We start from the raw sequence: 17,017 nt of genomic DNA on the forward strand, positions 1-17,017 counted from the left end.
GCCCAAGGCTTCATTGGTTGCCCGCGCTATTTTCGCGAAGATCAATCAACCGCACATTGGGCAATCCATCACCATCGAGGCATTCCGTGATCGACGCACCGAAAGTCTGGTGATGCTCTTCGATCAGGCCTGCGGCACGTTCCCCGCGTGTCTTCATTTTTTCCGAGAGAGGACGGTCAATGACCACGTACTCAATGCTGCAATCAGGCGGAACGCTCGTTGCGATGCGTTTGCGGTCCGTCGTCTTGATATTTGTAGCGTCGAGGATGACATCCTCGCCTGACTTGAGCACCATCGCCATCCTCTGACGCGCCATTCGGAATACATGGCCTTGATTGCGCGGAGTATCGTTGGTGCCAAATATCTCTTCACGAATACTGTCCGACGAGACAACCCTTGCCGCCTGCCGGTTAGCCCATGCGCTCTTCCCGGCTCCGGACGGCCCAACCGTCATACGCAAGGTCTGACCCGTTCGTGGCCAGTCCCAGCCGTTCACGGGGGCCGCCATTAGATCGAGGACGTGCTCCTCCCACACCTCGCACAGGTTCTTGATGTTGTCCTTGTCAATTGTCTTGCCGTGAGACAGCGAGTCGCGAACCCACTTGAGGTCCTTCATGATCCGGAGGTGTGAAAGGGGCACCGCGCCGTCAAGGAGCGTGATCATCTCGAACCACTCAAAGCTCCACGGATCGGTGATCTTTATCGTTCGGTCATACACCTTCTTGGTGTAGGGAGAGGATGGGCTCGCGTGCTTCGACAGTTCGTCGAGGTAGGCGCGGATGATGCCCCTGCGGGCGCTGTCGATCATCGGCAGCAGGACCTTGGATTGAGCGACCCAAATCCGGCGTTCGATGTCGCTCCAGAGCCCGTGAGCGACAGCGGCGAGAGCATGAGGAGTGGGGATGTCGTCCCACGCGTCCACGAGGCCGTTTTCCCAGCATGGATAGGGCCATGCCCTCCGCGCGGAGAGGAGTTCGAGCGATCCCGTCGGCGATATCTGATCGTCCAGATTGAACCTCGTCATCTGATCGAGAAGACTCGGCGACCATGCGGCGACCTCGATCGAGGTCGCCAACGCCAGCCGCTCGTCGATGCCCGATCCGACCCGTATGCCGTTGGCTGCGATCCATCCGAACGAGTCCACTGACGACATATATCCGCGCCAGAACCTGCTGCCTATCTGGCCGAGAAGCCGCTTCTCAGCGTCCGCCTTCCATCCGGTCGGCAGAAGCAGAAGGAGGTAGGGACCAGCAGCCGGAGGACTCTCGGCCCGCTCGGACATGACGGCACGCAGCAAATAGCTCCACGTCTGGATATGGTCCGCGGAAATGCCCTCGACGATGAACGCCACGTCTGCCAGATCGGGATTTTCGAGGAAGTCCGCCACGGTGCCGATCGAGGCTCCTGAAACCCGGCGCAACGTCGCCATCTCGTGCAGGGGCGATTGCGTCGCCTTCAGGTTCGAAGCGTCAAAGACCACGGTATCGACGACGTATTCGTCGGCAAGCTTCTTACGGATCGCATCGTGCAATCCCTCCGGCAGTGGCCGCGGACATTTCGCGGCGGCGACGCCTTTAGTGATCAAGTCCCTGGCAAGAGCCGTCGTGAAGCCGTTCGGCCCTGGAAGGGTCCACCAATCCTGCGGCGTCACTTGCTCTCTCCCGAAAGAAGGACACGGCGGACGAAGTCATCCATCACGATGATCTGCTGGTCGGCCGGAGCTGACGGGTTGCTCAGCGACGCCACGCCGATGGTCGCGGCGAACCTGACGATATAGTCGGGATCGATCCCGTCGGGTTTTCCTTCCACGACGAGAGCGTCCTTACCGTAGGATGCCTTGATACCGGTTTCGCCGCACCATTGCGCCAGCGTGACGAACGCAGGGGCAAGCCGTTCACCGATCCCGATCGCCTCTGCACCGTCCTTGACCGCCGCGGCCAGCGCATGGTCCATGGCGACATTGACCCTCATGCCGCGTTGAAGGTTGGCAAGAACAGCCTGCGTTGGCTCGCTCCAGCCTTCCGTTCCGCGGAGAACGTCTTCGATCGAGCCGATCAGGTGCAGCGCGTCGAGCCGTGTGGCCAGGAACGAGCGCGCCCAAGGTCGCAGGGTTTCGACCTTGATACGGGAGAGCGACGGACTCTTCCGGAAGGCCTCGACCCATGCTTCGGCATGGCTCGGCGCGCCGACGAAAATCGGCCTGACGTCCTGACGCAGAACGCTGGGTAGGCGCGAAACCGCCGTCACCCAGTCGTGCCGCCACGCGGTTTGCGGCGGAACGACGACAATCCGCTTCTTCGCGACGGGATTCCGCCGAATATCAGAGACGAAGCCGTCGCGGTCGCTCCAGCCACGAATGTCGAGCGTGGCGCTCCGCTGCTCGCCACCAGGGTACGTTCCGGACGCCTCGATCGCGGACACCACGTCGCCGATGCCAGACGCCGCCGATCCAAAGATCACCATGACTTTCGCATCATCCTGTCCTGGTGCGAAAATTTGCGACAACTGACCGTCGGTCAAAGGCGACGTCTTGCTGGCGGACTGTTTCCCCCTCGACATGACCTCGATGGTCCGGCGAGCGTTCTTCGGATCGAACTGCTGCTCGATCTTCTTGCCGCCAAAGCTCAGAAGGCGTTCGGTCAAATCCTCCTCGCTCGAAACAAGAAGGTCGAGAAGCATGCGGGAGCGCAACGTCCACTTTTTCGACGTAGTGCGCCGGAGAATCCCGAACCCTTCCATCTCGTCCAGAAGGTATTCGATTTCCGACGGATCGCTTCCCTTCGGGAATGCCTGCGGCCAGTACCGGATCGCACTCTCGGTGACCTCGATCGCGCTCAAACCGTCCGCCTCCAGGCCCTGTCCGGACGAGAAGTAGGCGTCGTAGGCGATGATGTAAGTCAGAAGTCCGTAACGTTGCTCGATGCCCGTGATCGTCTTGTCGAACGCGTCGTAGAGCACCTTCCTGATCTGCGGGTTTCTCAGCGCGTCGTCGACCATGGCGCCGTCGATCACCTTGACTTCCCGGCCATCACGGATCTGGTCCTCGAGAATATCCAACAGACCTCTGCAGAACACCTGGATGAGAACCGGGTAATAATTGGTGAAACTGAGAATGCGCCAGACGTCCTCGCGGTTCTCGAACTCGAAGCCGAGAGCAGACATCGGGCCGCGCATCAGGATTTCCGCGTCTCCGACGTCCTCCTGCAGCAAGGGCCCGATCCGGATCGGATCGTTGGAGATTTGCGCCAGCGGCGAGTTTTCCGACTTGATGATGCGGGAAACGTTGTGCAACCCGGCTAGCACAAACTTGAAGCGATGATCGGTCTCCGCCATCAGGTTCAGGAGCTTCACGACATTGCGATAGTCCCGCGACGCCTCGTGCTTGATGAAGTTGTCCGCTTCGTCGAGCAACAGCAGAATCCTGCGGCGATTGTCGGCCTGCAGATATTCCTTCACTCCGGCGACGAAGTCCTCGGGAGCGCTGACCGGTTTGGCGAACACTTCCTTCAACGCTCCCGAAGAATATTGCCAGAAGAGGTCGAGCGGGAAACTGTTCAGATCGAGGAACTTGAACAGCGCGTGTTCCGGGGCATTTCTTGATATGTGGCGCAAAAGAGCGGTCTTGCCGAGCCGTCGCCCGCCATAGACGATATAGGAACCGTACGATTCCAGAATCTTGGCTTTTTCCCGTGCGCGCCCCTTGAACATTTCGTTCGGGACCGGCGAGCGAACGTAGTCCTGGTATGGTGTCGCGGTTGTGTAGGCCTGCGCGATCTCGAACATCCGCAACGGCGTGGCATCCGGCGTCGCCAGATAATCCAGCAGAAGAGCCTCGTCAATCACGAGCACCTTGCGCCTGTTCTTTACACAGTCGCGCTTCAGCTGCTTGCGTTTGTCGGCCGACATCAAGCCGAACATCAGCACCAGGGTCCCGCGCGGTTCGGCTCCTTCCGCCAGCGCCATGATTTCGGCGGACGTCGTCGTGGGACCGACGGCCGCGACCCGCCAGCCACCCTTCGTGAGGCTGCCGAACTCCGGAAGCATCAAGGACGTAGGGGCCGACGGCAGGTTCATCTGCGCGTCAACCACGAAGATTTGTCTGCCCACGTTGCTGCGATCCCCATTCACGTCGACGAATTCCGTCCCGTAGGCGATGGAGGTCAGCAAAACCGCAATGTGCGACATACCCTGCGAAAGCATGACCTGCGAGTTCTTCATCCTCCTCTTGAACTCAATCCAGTCCTCGAGCGTCTTGGCGGCCTCCTGGCGCCGCGCCTCGTCAAGCCGGGAGAAATCGAACAAGCCGTAGGCCACGTTGCCTTCGATGCAACGTTTGGCCTCGGAAAGATCGATCTGGGAAGTCTCTTTCAGTACATGGTTGAACTGGTCCAACGGCTCGTTCATCACCTTTCCGGTCAGCGTCGGACGCCTCTCGCCGGAGTTGAAAGTCTGGATCCAGTCGGTGACGGTGGCGAGATCGTCACTATCGAGAAGCTTGAGAAGCCGGATCTTCTCTTCGCCCGTGATCCGCGACGTCTCGCCCAGACGGTCAATCTCCGAAGCCAGCGCAGCCTTCGCGTCGTCCAGAAGACGGCGCGCGGAGCCTTCGACATCGTTCAGGCGCGACAACGCGGCATTGACATCGAGAACGCGGAACCCGTCGATTTCCTCTGGCATGAAATCGGGAATGTCTTGTGAGGGAACGTCCACCTTGATCTCGTCGAGGTCGTCATTGAGACGGGTCGATTCCTCCAGCCCGCCGAGCGCCATGCGGCGCACCTTGGCAATCAGCCTCGAGACATCGGCGTGCCGGGCCTTGACCTGCGCCTTTCGGGTGACCTCGTTGGTCTCAATCACCGCGCGGAGGTGTTCCTCGCGAACCGCATCGATTCCGAAATGAGGCGCGAAGGTCAGGAGCATCTTGGCCGGAACGAACGCATCCTCACTCCGCCTCGCTTCAATGGCGGCTTCGGCGGCCTCGGCGAGGTTGCCCGAGACGCGGGGACCGTCGAATTCACGGATCGCCGAGATCAACCGGACAGCATCCTTTGGACTTGGCGTCCAGGCTCCGCTCCACGCCATGCCTGGAAGCCACAGAAGGGGTGCGTGCAGTTCGAGATTGACGATCTTGCGATCGACTTCCGGCATCGCTTCGCCGCGGATCACCGCCGCGAGGCTTTTGAACACGCTGCGTGCATGGGCGTAGGCCGCATCAAGCAACGCACTTCCCGTCGGCGCAGCCGTCGCAACCTCGAAGTTCTGGATGCCGACCTTCATGTTGTCCGCCAGATCGCGTACCTGATCCAACCGCTTGCCGACAACCGGAATCTCGTTGGCCGGTCCCGCCGCTTCTGCGAAAGCTCCGCAGCCGGCGGCGAGGTCGATGATGTAGGCGACCAGGCGCTCGCGCGCCCCGCCGTCGATAGTCTGCACGGCTCCCATGCGCCGGACCTCGCTGTCCAGCAGGTTCGTGACCTCGTTACGGTCAGAATATTTCCTGGAGAATTCCCGGACGGCGTTGATCTCGTGCTGGTTGACCGCGCTCTCCATCACACTGACGATTCCGCTCTTTGCGGTGATGGATCGCAGGACCTTCTGTCCGAGGACGAACCTGAACTGTGCATTCCTGATTGACTTGATCTGATCCAGGACCGCGTTGCGCCGTTCGTTGGCAATCGATTTGTCGGCGTTGGCGCTGGAAGCTGCGCGCAGGCTTGCTGCCGTCACTGGAGATCCGAGGCTGCGGTTCTCCTTCACGAGACCTACGAGATAGAAGAAGCTCGAGCACCTTTCGTGCGTCTTTATGGCGTCTATGATATTGAACGCATTACCGGCCTCGGTTACCTGAAGCAGGGCGGTGGGAAGAACGGAGGCCATCAACAAGATCCGCCGCGCATCGGCTCTCTCGTCGATGCCGAGGTTGGCAGCAATCGCCACACAGGCCTCGATCGCCTGGTGATAGCCGTCGGGCGCAATGCGGGAGACGCCCGGGATTCTTGCTCCAAGCGCGTAGAGGCGCATTTCCTCGGCACTGTAGGGGAGGGCCGAAGCATCACCGAGAACGGTACTCGCAGCGTTGACGAGGTGATAACCGAGACCAAATTCGCCGCGAATGAAGAGTTCGTCCGCCTTCTTCTCGATGTCCTCAAGAAGGTGGTCCGGCTCTTCGTCGGCATCGTTTAGGGCCGGAGCCAGCGCCTCGTGAACGGGCTCGATTTTCCGCTTTTCGTCGATTTCGACAAAGTCATCCTCGTCGATGGTGATTTCGACCGGAGGGCGGGAGCCACTCCCTTGCACTCCTGTCGTTCGTTCGACGGCCGGGGAGGGCGGCGCGGCGCCAGGATCAGCGCTTCCTGCGGCGACAGGATCCACCTCTACCGTTGAGGGACTTGCGGGAGAGATGCGGGTGACGGAAGTTGGCATCTTGATGGCGCTGATGGCCTTCGAAACGTTCTCCAGACCGGAATTCACGATGGTCTCGAGCCTGTTCATCGCCTCCTGGCCGAGGGTGACCAGCTCGAACATGGGAAGCTTCTTCTGCTGAAGCTCATCCGCGTCTTTACGGGCCTCTTGCGCCCTGGCGAGCTCGGCGTCAGCCCGTTCGGCCAACGCGTCCGCTTCCCGCAGGCTTTCCTCCGAGGCGAGCTGCGGCGCTGACGCGGAAATCGCCTCGATCTCCGTCAGCCTCGTGGAGACGTCCCTGATGTACCCCTCGGAAACGTCGGAAAACGCTTTTGCGATCTTCGCCAGGCGGGAGATGACGGCTTCGCTGGCGGCACCGTCTGGCTTGAGCCGCTCAAATTCCTCGATATGTTCCCGCAAGTGGCTCGCGATAGCCGCGATCTCCTGCTGCGTCGCTGCGTTGGGGCCGACATTCAGGGCTTTCCTGGCCGTATCAATGAGATCGAGAAGGTCATTCTCCCACCGGATCACGAGGTCGTCGATGGAAGCGGTCGGAAGCGGAGGCTCGATCCCGGCTTCTTGAGACCGCTGGATCTCAGGCTCCGTTTCAATAGTTTCGCTCGCCAGCCGGAGTTTCGGGTTTTGCCCTCTCTCACGCTTCTCGCCGCTCAGTTCGCCAATGCGCGCCTCGTATCCGGCTGGATCGCATTCCATCAAATCGTGCAGGTAGTCTGAAATCTCGGGGACCAAAGATGCGAGGCGCTGTCCACTCGTTCCGAACGCCATGCTGGCGGACCAGTCCAGGATAACGATTGCGGTCGCCAGATCATGCGACGCGCCCGCGACCACCATCTCGACCAGCGCGTCCGGGCCGGACTCGGCATTTTCGACTTCCGGGACGTTCTTGAAACGCGCTTTTTCGGCCCAATACTGCTGCATGACCGGCTTGATCAGGTAATCGTCCCGGATCAGGCGCATCGTCTTGAAGAAGCACCGGAAGAACAGCGGATAGCGAGCCGCTTCCGGCAGAAATTCAAAGAATTGATCAAGGTTCGGGCGCTCTTCCGGCCATGGAAAGCCGGTTACCATCCTGAGTAGATCGCCGTGCGTGTCGTGGAGCTCCCGCAAGTCACGCCGCGTAATGTTCATGCGGGATCTGAACCATTCGGGGGTCGTCACTTTTGGGACGCGCAAGCGTGGTTTGATGAGTTCGTGGAGATCGCTCACCAGGCTGACGGCTTCCAACGGAAAGTCCCCCGACGGGGAGGCCGTCGATGCCCGTGCAATAATTGAAGTCGAGCCAACACTGGTTGATGCGAGGTTGACGTTATCCATGAAACTGAAATCCTTTGTGCCGACCGTAAGTACCGAATTGAAATTGCCTGCGCGAAACTGGTCGCGAACTTCTCCGAACGTCGGCAGTCTTGCCGCCGGAGTCTGAACGTCGCCGACAGCCTCCGGGGCAAGAGGCCCATCGTCGCTCGCGGCGGCGTCGGAAGCCGTCGTCGCCTTGTCCTCGACGTCTTCGTCCTCCTCGAGACCGTGCCGCGACATGTAGTCTTCAAACTTTGATCGAAACGACAGCGGAGCGGGCAACGTCGTGTCCATTGCGGTATGGGCGTATCCCGACCGCAACGACGCAACGAGCGCGGCGATGGAATCCGGCTGTGCTCCGGCCGCCGTGCGCACGACCGTGATGCTGACCGACTCCGGAACCACCGCGTCATTCGTTTCCGGCGTATGCACGATCCGCCTGTACAGCGTCGTTCCGTCGTCCGCCTTTTCCGAACGACGGAACCCCAGCAACGAGCGATACGCGCTCGTGCCGCGAACGACCTTTTGCGTCCGCTGCCATTTCCGCGCCGTGACGTAGTCGCCGCGATCTTCTCCCGTTACGACGCGAACGGTCACGTTCGACGTGCTGGCGTGGCAATCCCTGATGATCTCCTCCCCATTAACGGACGCGTTTTCCTGATACATGAGGCGGAGAAGCCGAGGCGTGGATTTCGTCCTCACCCTGACGACGGACAGGTCCTCCCAAACGGCCTTGTCCGGTACCTGTTCGCGACCGAAGGCGGGAAGTCCGGTTAACTTCCTGTTGCTGAGCCATGGCCACAGTCCCTGCGCGCTGGTGGCGTCGAACAGGACGAGCGGCCGGCGGCCATCAGAGACCACTTCCTTGACAACGCTGGAAACGAAGCTCTGGAAGAGCGTCGCTTCATTCGCGCTTCCGTCGCCGATGCCGGTCGCCCCGAGGGAGGCGGCATGAACCAGGGCGTCTCCGAATTCCATCCACGCCGAATTCCCGGACGTGGTCGCGATTTTCGCGCACACCGCTCCGCTTTCGGCGTCCAGCAACGATGCCGTGATCAGGGCAACAGACACCCCGCCACGACGTTGCCTCGTCTTTCGGATCACCGAGAAGCCGAGGATCGAATCCGGACGCATCCCGCCATCAGGGAACGCACGGTTTATCGCGGGACCGATCGCCGGGGCCATCCCGGAATGTCCGAACAAGAGATCATAGAGGGCAGCCTGAAGCCGGATCAGGTACGCGGATGCCTCTCCAGTTTTCATCGGAAGCAGGTACTGGACATTGGCGCCGGCGTACCGGGCCAACGCATAGCGTCCCGCAGGCTTGTTGACGGCGTCCTCCTCGCGCTTCCGCATTGCGCCGTCCTCTCCGTACTCCTTGTCGACCTGAACGATGATCCGTGCGCGCGGATGAGATCGGGCGATCGTCTCGGCCAGTGCTTTCCACGCGCTGACGCGGTCCTCGAATTTCTCTTTGAAACGCTTGCGGTCCTTGTCCGCTTCGAGAACGCCGTGGACGTTCGGAGGAAGGCTGTACCGCTCGACATCGACGGTCGAGAACATGGATCGGGTCGCGGCTGTGAAAAGATCGGCCTCCGCAGATGTTCTCGAAATGAAAATGACCTTTACGCGCTCGCTGAACATGCGGGAAAGCCGCTCGTCGTTGGCGCTCCTGACCGTCGCGATCAGACTTCCCGTCGCCATGACCTCATCGGACCTGATTTTCCTGCCGGGCTTCTCGCCGATCACCTCCTCGAAAAGCGCGGTGACGCGGTCGTCGGAAATGTCGTTTAGCCGAAGATCGCGTGCCGCATGATGCAGCAGCATCTCGGATTTAAGAGCCTTGTGGTACTCCTCATGATCGCCGATACCGGAAACGGGCTCGAACGGCAGTCTCGAAAAGCCGAACCTTTCCGTCAGGCTCGCGACCCGGGCGACCAGATCTACATGATCCTGCGCGGTGGCGCCGCGCGGCACTCTGGTCCGCCCAAACGTCGTGCTGTAGGGAACTGCCAGGAATGCATTGCCGTCCGCACTCATGCGACCCGCAACCTCCGGGATGCCACTCCCGAGATCGACACCGTTCTGGAGGACCGCCGCCAGCAACGCCGGATCCTCGATGCCGTCACTGTCCGGAATTCCGGCCTTGAGGCCCATCTCGTACGCGATCGAGAGCCTGCGGTCGCCTCGCACCATCATGCGGGTCGTGACGCGCTTCCTTCCGAATAGCTCGCCCGGCCGCGGGAAACGATCCATCCAGATGCGCTTTCCCGCGTTGACGATGACGTAGGGTTCGACCGACCACGGCAGCGTCTCCACGGTGATCGTGCACGTCATTGAGAACGAGCCGTTGCGGGCCGCGACAGGCCAGGTCTCGAACTCGACGGCATTGCCGTTCATACCGGACGCGATCACGCGGTGCACCGGGCCGAGACCCTCGAACAGTTCCTGGCCCTCGAGTGCAGCGATCAGGAGCGAAATCACAGCGTCCCGGACATCCGCGAAGTTCTCGTGTGCGTTCACCGTTCCGGGAGGGATCGACAGAAGGTTTGCCTCCGAAGGTTCGACGATCCGCCCTTCAAGACTGAGTGTGCGGATTCGATCGATCCTTTCGGTACCTATGTCCAGCCTGTCAGCCCACCCGAACAGGACGTCACTGGTCCATTGGGCAACGGCACCCGACACGCTGCGCACGACGTCGGAGCCGTCTTCCTTTTGACCGAATGCCCGCAAGAAGGGCCGGGGTTCAACATCCGTCCACGGTTTTCCGAGGTCGGACCGCACCGCCGAAATCCCAGGAACGCGGGCCTCGATGACCGAGCGCAGGGATGCATAGGGCAGGTTCTTTCCGTTGTCCTTCCCGCTTCCGATGCCGTCCTGCAGCACGCCCGACAATAGCCCGCTTGCGGACTTGGTCCATTTCAGCGAGATCGAACGGGCTTCGTCGCCTTCGTGGCCGCGCCAGGAAAGGCCTGTAATGAACGTTTCCTGTCTGACGCGTCGGCGGCGCCAGTTAGTGTCGTTGATATTTTCTGACGTCATTTCTTCGTTTTTTCGGTCGGGAAAATCAGGTTGGTGCAACGAGAAAGCGGCTGCAAAAATGGTTCGTAAAGCAGTCGGTAAGTTTCTCTTCGAACCGGGTCGGCATCGTCAAAGCATTTCCGCAGGACATCCTGCATGCACACGAGCATGCTGCTGTAACGATTGTCCGGCTTACCCTTCGCCGACATCGGAGCCCAGGCTTCATCAACGAAGATCACCCGCGTCCGGCAGCCGTTGCGCATGGCTCGGCCGATGGTCTGCAGAACATCCACCATGATGTCCGCGGTAAATGGATTGATCAGAAACTTTCCAAGTCTTCCGACCTGAACGGGGTAGCGCAGCAATCGCCTCATGAGGTCGAGCGAATTGCTTCTGCTTGCGCGCCACGCCCCGATGACGTCATCTATCCCGCCCTGTCGGTCGATGGTCGCCATGTCGAAATCCAGCGCATTGCGCCCGGCAAGGCCCGCGGTAAATCCGAGGCTGTCGATCGACGGGTGAGGGCGCATCAGGAAGACGACGGTTCCGATGACCGCGTCGCGTTTTCGCGGGCCGTCGGGGTAGACGATGTTCACCCCTCGACCGATAGCCCTCATCGGAAAGACCACGGCGTCCCAATCGTCCCGCGCCCCCAACGCCTCGACTTGGGATGCGGTCACCCATTCCCCGAGTTCAGATCCGGGAATGTCTTCAGCCTGGTCCATGACCCCGATGAGGCGACGGGCGAAGGGACCATGGTTCTTGCGAACATGCTCCTTGATCATCCGCACCTGGTCATAGGAATTGACCACCAGGGCGACCCTGCGCCCCGGATCGAAATCCTCGCGCATACGGGACACCAACGGCGTGTCCCCGGAAAAGTAATGATCAATGATGGCTTTGATGCCGCGATCACGATCCTCGAAGGCACCGCTCAGGCGGATGTTCTTGCGCGGGTCGAGCGGGTCGGGCACCGGCGAAAAGATGTATTCGCTCCGGTTCCAAGCGCCCATTTCGTTTTCGCGGCGAAGGACGAAATGCGGACCGACCGGAATGTGGTAACTCGGACTGTCATGAAGAAAGCTCGTTGCCGACGCCAACAGCACGGCCGGGCCTTTACCGCCTTCATCCTCGAGCAGCGTCGCAAGTCGGTAAAGCAAAAGGCGGGGCGCAGAGGCGAACGACACGTATTTCAGTTTAAGGGTCCAGCCCTTAGACCCCTGCTGGAAGTACACCTTGATGCCCGATAGACGTCCGACCAACGCCTCCGGCACGAACTTGGCAAGATCGTTCGAGACCCCGGACCCGAATATCCGACGCGAGTGCACGCCTTCGGCGATCATCGCCTGTTGCATCGGAATGAGAGTTAGGAATTGGAATACGACGGCCGTGACCTCGAGCAGGAACCCGAAATACGCCCGCGCGGTTTCGGGATCGAGCGTCTCCACGGGCGGAAAGAGCTGGAAGAAGGCCTTGTTCACCCGTTCGGCCGCTTCTTCCCGCATGAGGACGGCCGTAGCCCCAAACCATCGGTTCATGCCCGACATGATTTCGTGAAGAAGGCGGTCGACGTCGGCTTCCGGCTTTCCTGCCGAACGCGCGATCGCTGCGACGTTTATTCCGTCAAGCTCGACGATTTCGTTCTCGTCGTCATCCTCAGCGGTCGCGTTGTAGCCGCCGCGCTCCGCCATGACGCGCCGCACGAGACCGTCCCAAAGCGGGCGGATGGTCTCAAAGGGAGATTGCGCGTCATCGTTCTCCGGTTCGTAGAGCGCCGCCAGAACGGTGTTGCCCGTAACGAATGTGTCCTGGAATTTGTGGAGATGCTGCGGACCGCGGCGATCCTCCAGCAAATGACTGACCACGGCCCGGTTGAGCTTGGTGAATTCTTGGCTCGCATAGGCGTAGTTCTGCACCGACGAATTGCCACCCTGGTTTCGTCCGGTGGCCACCGGAACCATAAGGTCACGCAGCAGCGCGGCTTCGTAAGATTCTGCGCTTCCGGTGAGGTCCAGTTCCGCCAGCGCGTGACCGTCGAGTGCGGCCTGCGCCCCGTCCGCCTCGTCCACGATCACGAGATCGGCGGAACGCGCGATGGCCTCGAAGTACCGAATCTGTTCGTTGGCGAAATGAGGGGACGTCTGCACGTCGGTTGAAATCACGTGCCCGATCCAGACGTTGTGATCGGGGTCGGAAAGATCACGGGCGGATTTTTGGCGGCCGCAAACCGATGCGAGAGCGCAGAGTTTGCTGCTGTCGCCATGGGCTTCGCTGCCGTCCTTCTTCAGGCGTCGTTGCCTCAGATCACGGCACGGCGGTCTCATGTGGGGAAACTGAACGTGCGGATCGGGATCAGAGAGAAAACCCGCGAGCGCGCAATTCACCGACAGAAGCTCTGCTCCTGGAGCGGTCCGACCCATACCCCCAGTATCGTCTCCCGCAGCGATGCGTTCGGCGAGCTTTCTGGCATGTCGCTGGCGCGAGTCCGCCGACTGACCGACGACGAGCGCCGGTTCGATGCCGTATCGCTCGAGTTCGGCAACATAGTTGAGCGACGCCTCGATCGATGGCAGCAGGAGGACGATGCGCAATCCGCGCCGCGCCAGCGCGACGACCATGAGCAGGATCAGCGTCGATTTTCCCGCTCCAGGAAGACCGATCATGTGCTTCACGCCTGACAGTTCCACCTGGTCCGTTGCGGACAACGAGCCGCCGTTCGGCGAAAGGAGCGTGAAGATGGGATTCCCGGCGTCGTCGCGAAGGCGCGCCCGGAAATTCCCGGGAATTCGCTCTGGGGATGCCGTATCGATGTCATCCAGTTCTTCGGCGATGCGCTCGATCTCGACGAACGAGATCGCGATCCCGCCGTCGCGGTCGCGCACGAAATCACGGCGCGGCGTGTCAGGAAGCTTACCATCGAGGTCGGTGGCATCGACGACAAGGGGTTCGCCGAGTCCTGAGATGTCCATCGGCACCCGGAAAGGACGCGAAACGTCGACCTGGGGGATGTTCCACAACTTGTCGGGCAGAGGCCTCGTCAGGGCCTTCACCATCGCGACGTATCCCGGATCGTCAGTCCGCACGCGCAGATGAAACGACATTCGTGCGTCGAGATCGATCTTGAACGGCGGCTCGACGTAGTCGCCCTTTCCGCGATTCTCGACCTCCCAGTTCGACCAGTCCGTGATCGCGTCGCGCAACGCTGCGTCCGAAACGAGGCTCACGCCCATTTGCCGCAATTGGAATGCGGCCTGCGCGATCCGAGCGACCGCTGGATGCCTCAGGACGGATCGGTACCCCGATAACAGCGCGGGCGCCCCGGCCAGTTCATGCTTCCCGAGAAAGGCATGTAGCGCTGCGCAAACCCACTGGACGCGAAGCGCGTGATCGAAATCGTCGGGCGGCTTCCTCATGCGGAAAGCGCCTTGAGCGTCTCGGAGATCGTACGGAATTCGACGTCCTGCTCTCCCCGGTAATGGGTGCGAAGGTCCGAAAGGTATCCTGCGTGACGCCTGACCTTCGCATCGGGAACTGCAACGATGCGGCGGTCGAACTGGGCCAAGCCACCGATCGAGCGGGTCAGCCGCTCACCGAGCGTGACCGGACACGAATAGGATTTGACGTCGATCCCGAGTTCATATGGGATGCCGACGTCAACGGCGTCCTGGCCCGGATAAAGCCGAACAGGAATTCCGCTCCCCTTGAGTTCGTCATGCAGCCGGATCTCCGGCAGGCCGGGACCGACCCAACTCGCGAGGATGTCTCCTGCCGCGACCCGCCATTCCTGCGGATCGTCGATGACCATGCCTTCGAGAGGCGTCGGCCGGACTTCCGTGCAGGCGCGAATCCTGCACCGTCCGACGGGAAACCTCCGGGTGTCCCGCGTCGGATAAAGAAGTGAACCGCATCCCGCGCAAGTCCTGGTCTTTCCATCCGGAAACCGCGATGAGAGGGGAATCGGCCGCATCCATCCGCGGAAGACGTCGGCCATCTTCGCGAGCCCACTATCGAGAAGGAACGCCATCAAGTGCTTCTGATTATCGACCGGATTTCGCACGAGGCGCTCGCGGACCAACGTGTAGACCTCGTCGGCTCGCTTGCCGTGGGACCGGACGGCTTCGCGCAACTGGCGGTGATGGATATCCTCATAGGCGTCCTCAGCAGTCGAGATGGAGCCTATCTCGAAGCAATCGCTGCTCGGGATACCGAGGTCACGGTCGATGAGGACTGCTCGAACATAGGGGAAATCCCCCGAAAGGCATGGTATGCCCCATTCGCCGATCGGGATTGTGGCCAGGTCCATCAAGACGTGGACATTCGCGCCATGGTCGGCAATGCCTTCCACAAGGCAGTGCCGTGATAGACGCTCAAGCCCGGATCGCAGCGAGTTCGGCATATCGTCTTGCCGAACGATGGCACCATCGTTGATCCGCCGAGCTATCTCGACGATCCCCTTAGCCAAGAGCCGGATGGTGACGACTGCGTCTTCTTGTTGCCCAGTGCCCATAAAATCTTATAGTAGTCATTCAATACTACATCAACTATTACGCGAATACCGCAATGCCGAAAACGTTGATTTTTCCACAATCCACAGTGAGCACGTCAATACTTTGTTCGACGTCAAAGTAGACCAGAGCCCCGATGAGGCAGGCCGACACGATTGTTCGTCCAATGACGCCATCGAGCGGCGCAGATTCCAATAGATCAGTGCGGCACAGGTAGCCATCCCGACCTTCGTCGTGGACTTGAATGCGGACGGCATCGAATTTCTGTTCGATACCGTCGCCGCAATGAGAAGCCAAATTACTCCAGTCGCGGTGGCGCCAGAGCTACGGCGCGCGACCGACCTCGTGCCGGCGAGTTTTCTCACTTCACGATTTGAACTGTGCGCTCGACACGCGCATTCCAATTATGCGGGAGCAAGTCGCGGAAGATACGTCCATCTCGCAAAGACCACATCGTGTTCGTTACTTTACCCCGGATACGATTCTCTCGATGTGCGATCTTATGGGGCACAGCAATCCATTTGCCGCAGCCATTCGGCGTTTTGTGGTCCTGACGGGAGATCCTACCATAATCCGAGCGTTCTCTGTCGCCAAGACGAATGCCTGATCTGTGCATCTGAATCCATTGCTGAAAGTCGAGGGTCAGCCCGCGAAGCATCGCATTTGCGCGACGATTGATCGACTTATTCGATGTCAGTCATCCGCCTGTAGCAATTCAGGTGTGTGTGCTCACGCACAACGGCGACGCGCTCAACGGAAGAGGGAACGCAAGACCGTGCTCTGCAAGCGCTTGACGATCGGGTAATGGCGATGGCCACACATGTATCGAGGGTATCAGAACGGGCTACGGCTGCCGTTGTCCTTCCTGCCCGGCTCGTGACGCTCGCCATGGGCAAGGCCAGCGCCATGGACGGCGCGGTATCCTGTCAATGAGCGGCGTCACATCCACCAGCCACCTGTCGCCGGGTGCCGCGGCTCTTCGACATGCCGTGCTGCTTGTCACCGGAGCGGTGATGATCGCTCCTTTTGTCTGGATGGTATCGCTGTCGATCAAGCCGCCGGGCGAAATCTTCCGCGCATCGTTCTGGCCGGCGCAATTCTATGGCGTCGAGAATTACACGAGGGCGCTCACCGAGGCGCCGCTGCCGCGCTACATGGGCAACGGCCTGATCGTCTGCGCCTTCATCCTGTCGCTCCAGATTATCGTATGCGCCCCTTGCGCATATGCGCTCGCCAAGCTTCGCTTTCCCGGCCGCGATCTGCTGTTCGGCATGGTGATGATCGGCCTGCTCCTGCCGCAACAGGTGCTCTCGCTGCCGCTTTTCGTCCTCGCCTACCAGCTCGGCATCCTCAACACCTACGCGGCGCTCGTCTTCCCATACATGGTCTCGCCCTTCGGCATCTTCCTGCTCCGGCAGTTCTTCAGGACCGTTCCTGATGACGTGGTCCACGCCGCGCGGCTCGATGGTCTTTCTGAACTTGCCATCGTCTGGAGGATCATGGTGCCGATGGCGCTGCCGGCAATCATCGCCTTCTCGATCTTTTCGGTGGTCGGTCACTGGAACGATCTTTTCTGGCCGCTGATCGCAGTGCGCGACCAGTCGCTGATGCCGCCGCCGCTCGGCATTGTGGCCTTCCGGAACGGGGAGGCCGGCAATGACTACGGTCCTCTCATGGCCGCATCCACTCTCGTCGTGTTGCCCCTCGTCATCGCCTTTCTTGCCGCGCAGCGCTGGTTCGTCGAGGGGCTGACCGGCGGGGCCGTCAAACAATAG

6 protein-coding genes are annotated in these 17,017 nt (G+C 60.6%); 1 reads left to right on the top strand and 5 read right to left on the bottom strand.

From position 1 onward, the window contains the following. Window positions 1-10: 10 nt before the first annotated feature. From XI02_RS11205 to XI02_RS11225, 5 genes are read right to left on the bottom strand one after another with little or no spacing between them, the layout of a single operon-like run. Window positions 11-1,651, bottom strand: a complete 1,641-nt coding sequence (locus XI02_RS11205) for an AAA family ATPase (RefSeq protein ID WP_129964959.1) — start codon at window positions 1,649-1,651, stop codon at window positions 11-13. Then, complete coding sequence (locus XI02_RS11210; protein WP_129964960.1) at window positions 1,648-10,758, bottom strand: RNaseH domain-containing protein; 9,111 nt, start codon at window positions 10,756-10,758, stop codon at window positions 1,648-1,650. The genes XI02_RS11205 and XI02_RS11210 overlap by 4 nt, the downstream gene beginning before the upstream one ends. Further along, window positions 10,755-14,150 carry an ATP-binding protein gene (locus XI02_RS11215; protein ID WP_129964961.1) on the bottom strand — a complete coding sequence of 1,132 codons (3,396 nt, stop codon included), beginning with the start codon at window positions 14,148-14,150 and terminating at the stop codon, window positions 10,755-10,757. Before XI02_RS11215 ends, XI02_RS11210 begins: the two co-directional genes overlap by 4 nt. Continuing rightward, window positions 14,147-15,244: a hypothetical protein gene (locus tag XI02_RS11220; protein WP_129964962.1), complete on the bottom strand. Its 1,098-nt coding sequence runs from the start codon at window positions 15,242-15,244 to the stop codon at window positions 14,147-14,149. Before XI02_RS11220 ends, XI02_RS11215 begins: the two co-directional genes overlap by 4 nt. A gap of 37 nt (window positions 15,245-15,281) precedes the next feature. Next, complete coding sequence (locus XI02_RS11225; protein ID WP_129964963.1) at window positions 15,282-15,539, bottom strand: hypothetical protein; 258 nt, start codon at window positions 15,537-15,539, stop codon at window positions 15,282-15,284. 716 nt (window positions 15,540-16,255) lie between these two features. Between XI02_RS11225 and XI02_RS11230 the strand changes: the two genes are divergently transcribed. Beyond that, window positions 16,256-17,017: a carbohydrate ABC transporter permease gene (locus XI02_RS11230; RefSeq protein ID WP_370181241.1), complete on the top strand. Its 762-nt coding sequence runs from the start codon at window positions 16,256-16,258 to the stop codon at window positions 17,015-17,017.

Source organism: Bradyrhizobium sp. CCBAU 21365, from assembly GCF_015291305.1.
Classification (GTDB): domain Bacteria; phylum Pseudomonadota; class Alphaproteobacteria; order Rhizobiales; family Xanthobacteraceae; genus Bradyrhizobium; species Bradyrhizobium elkanii.

Excerpts from the sequence above, each read along its gene's own strand:
- XI02_RS11230 (WP_370181241.1), top strand. The coding sequence starts at position 16,256 with ATGATCGCTCCTTTTGTCTGGATGGTATCGCTGTCGATCAAGCCGCCG.
- XI02_RS11215 (WP_129964961.1), bottom strand. The coding sequence starts at position 14,150 with ATGAGGAAGCCGCCCGACGATTTCGATCACGCGCTTCGCGTCCAGTGG.
- XI02_RS11220 (WP_129964962.1), bottom strand. The coding sequence starts at position 15,244 with ATGGGCACTGGGCAACAAGAAGACGCAGTCGTCACCATCCGGCTCTTG.
- XI02_RS11210 (WP_129964960.1), bottom strand. The coding sequence starts at position 10,758 with ATGACGTCAGAAAATATCAACGACACTAACTGGCGCCGCCGACGCGTC.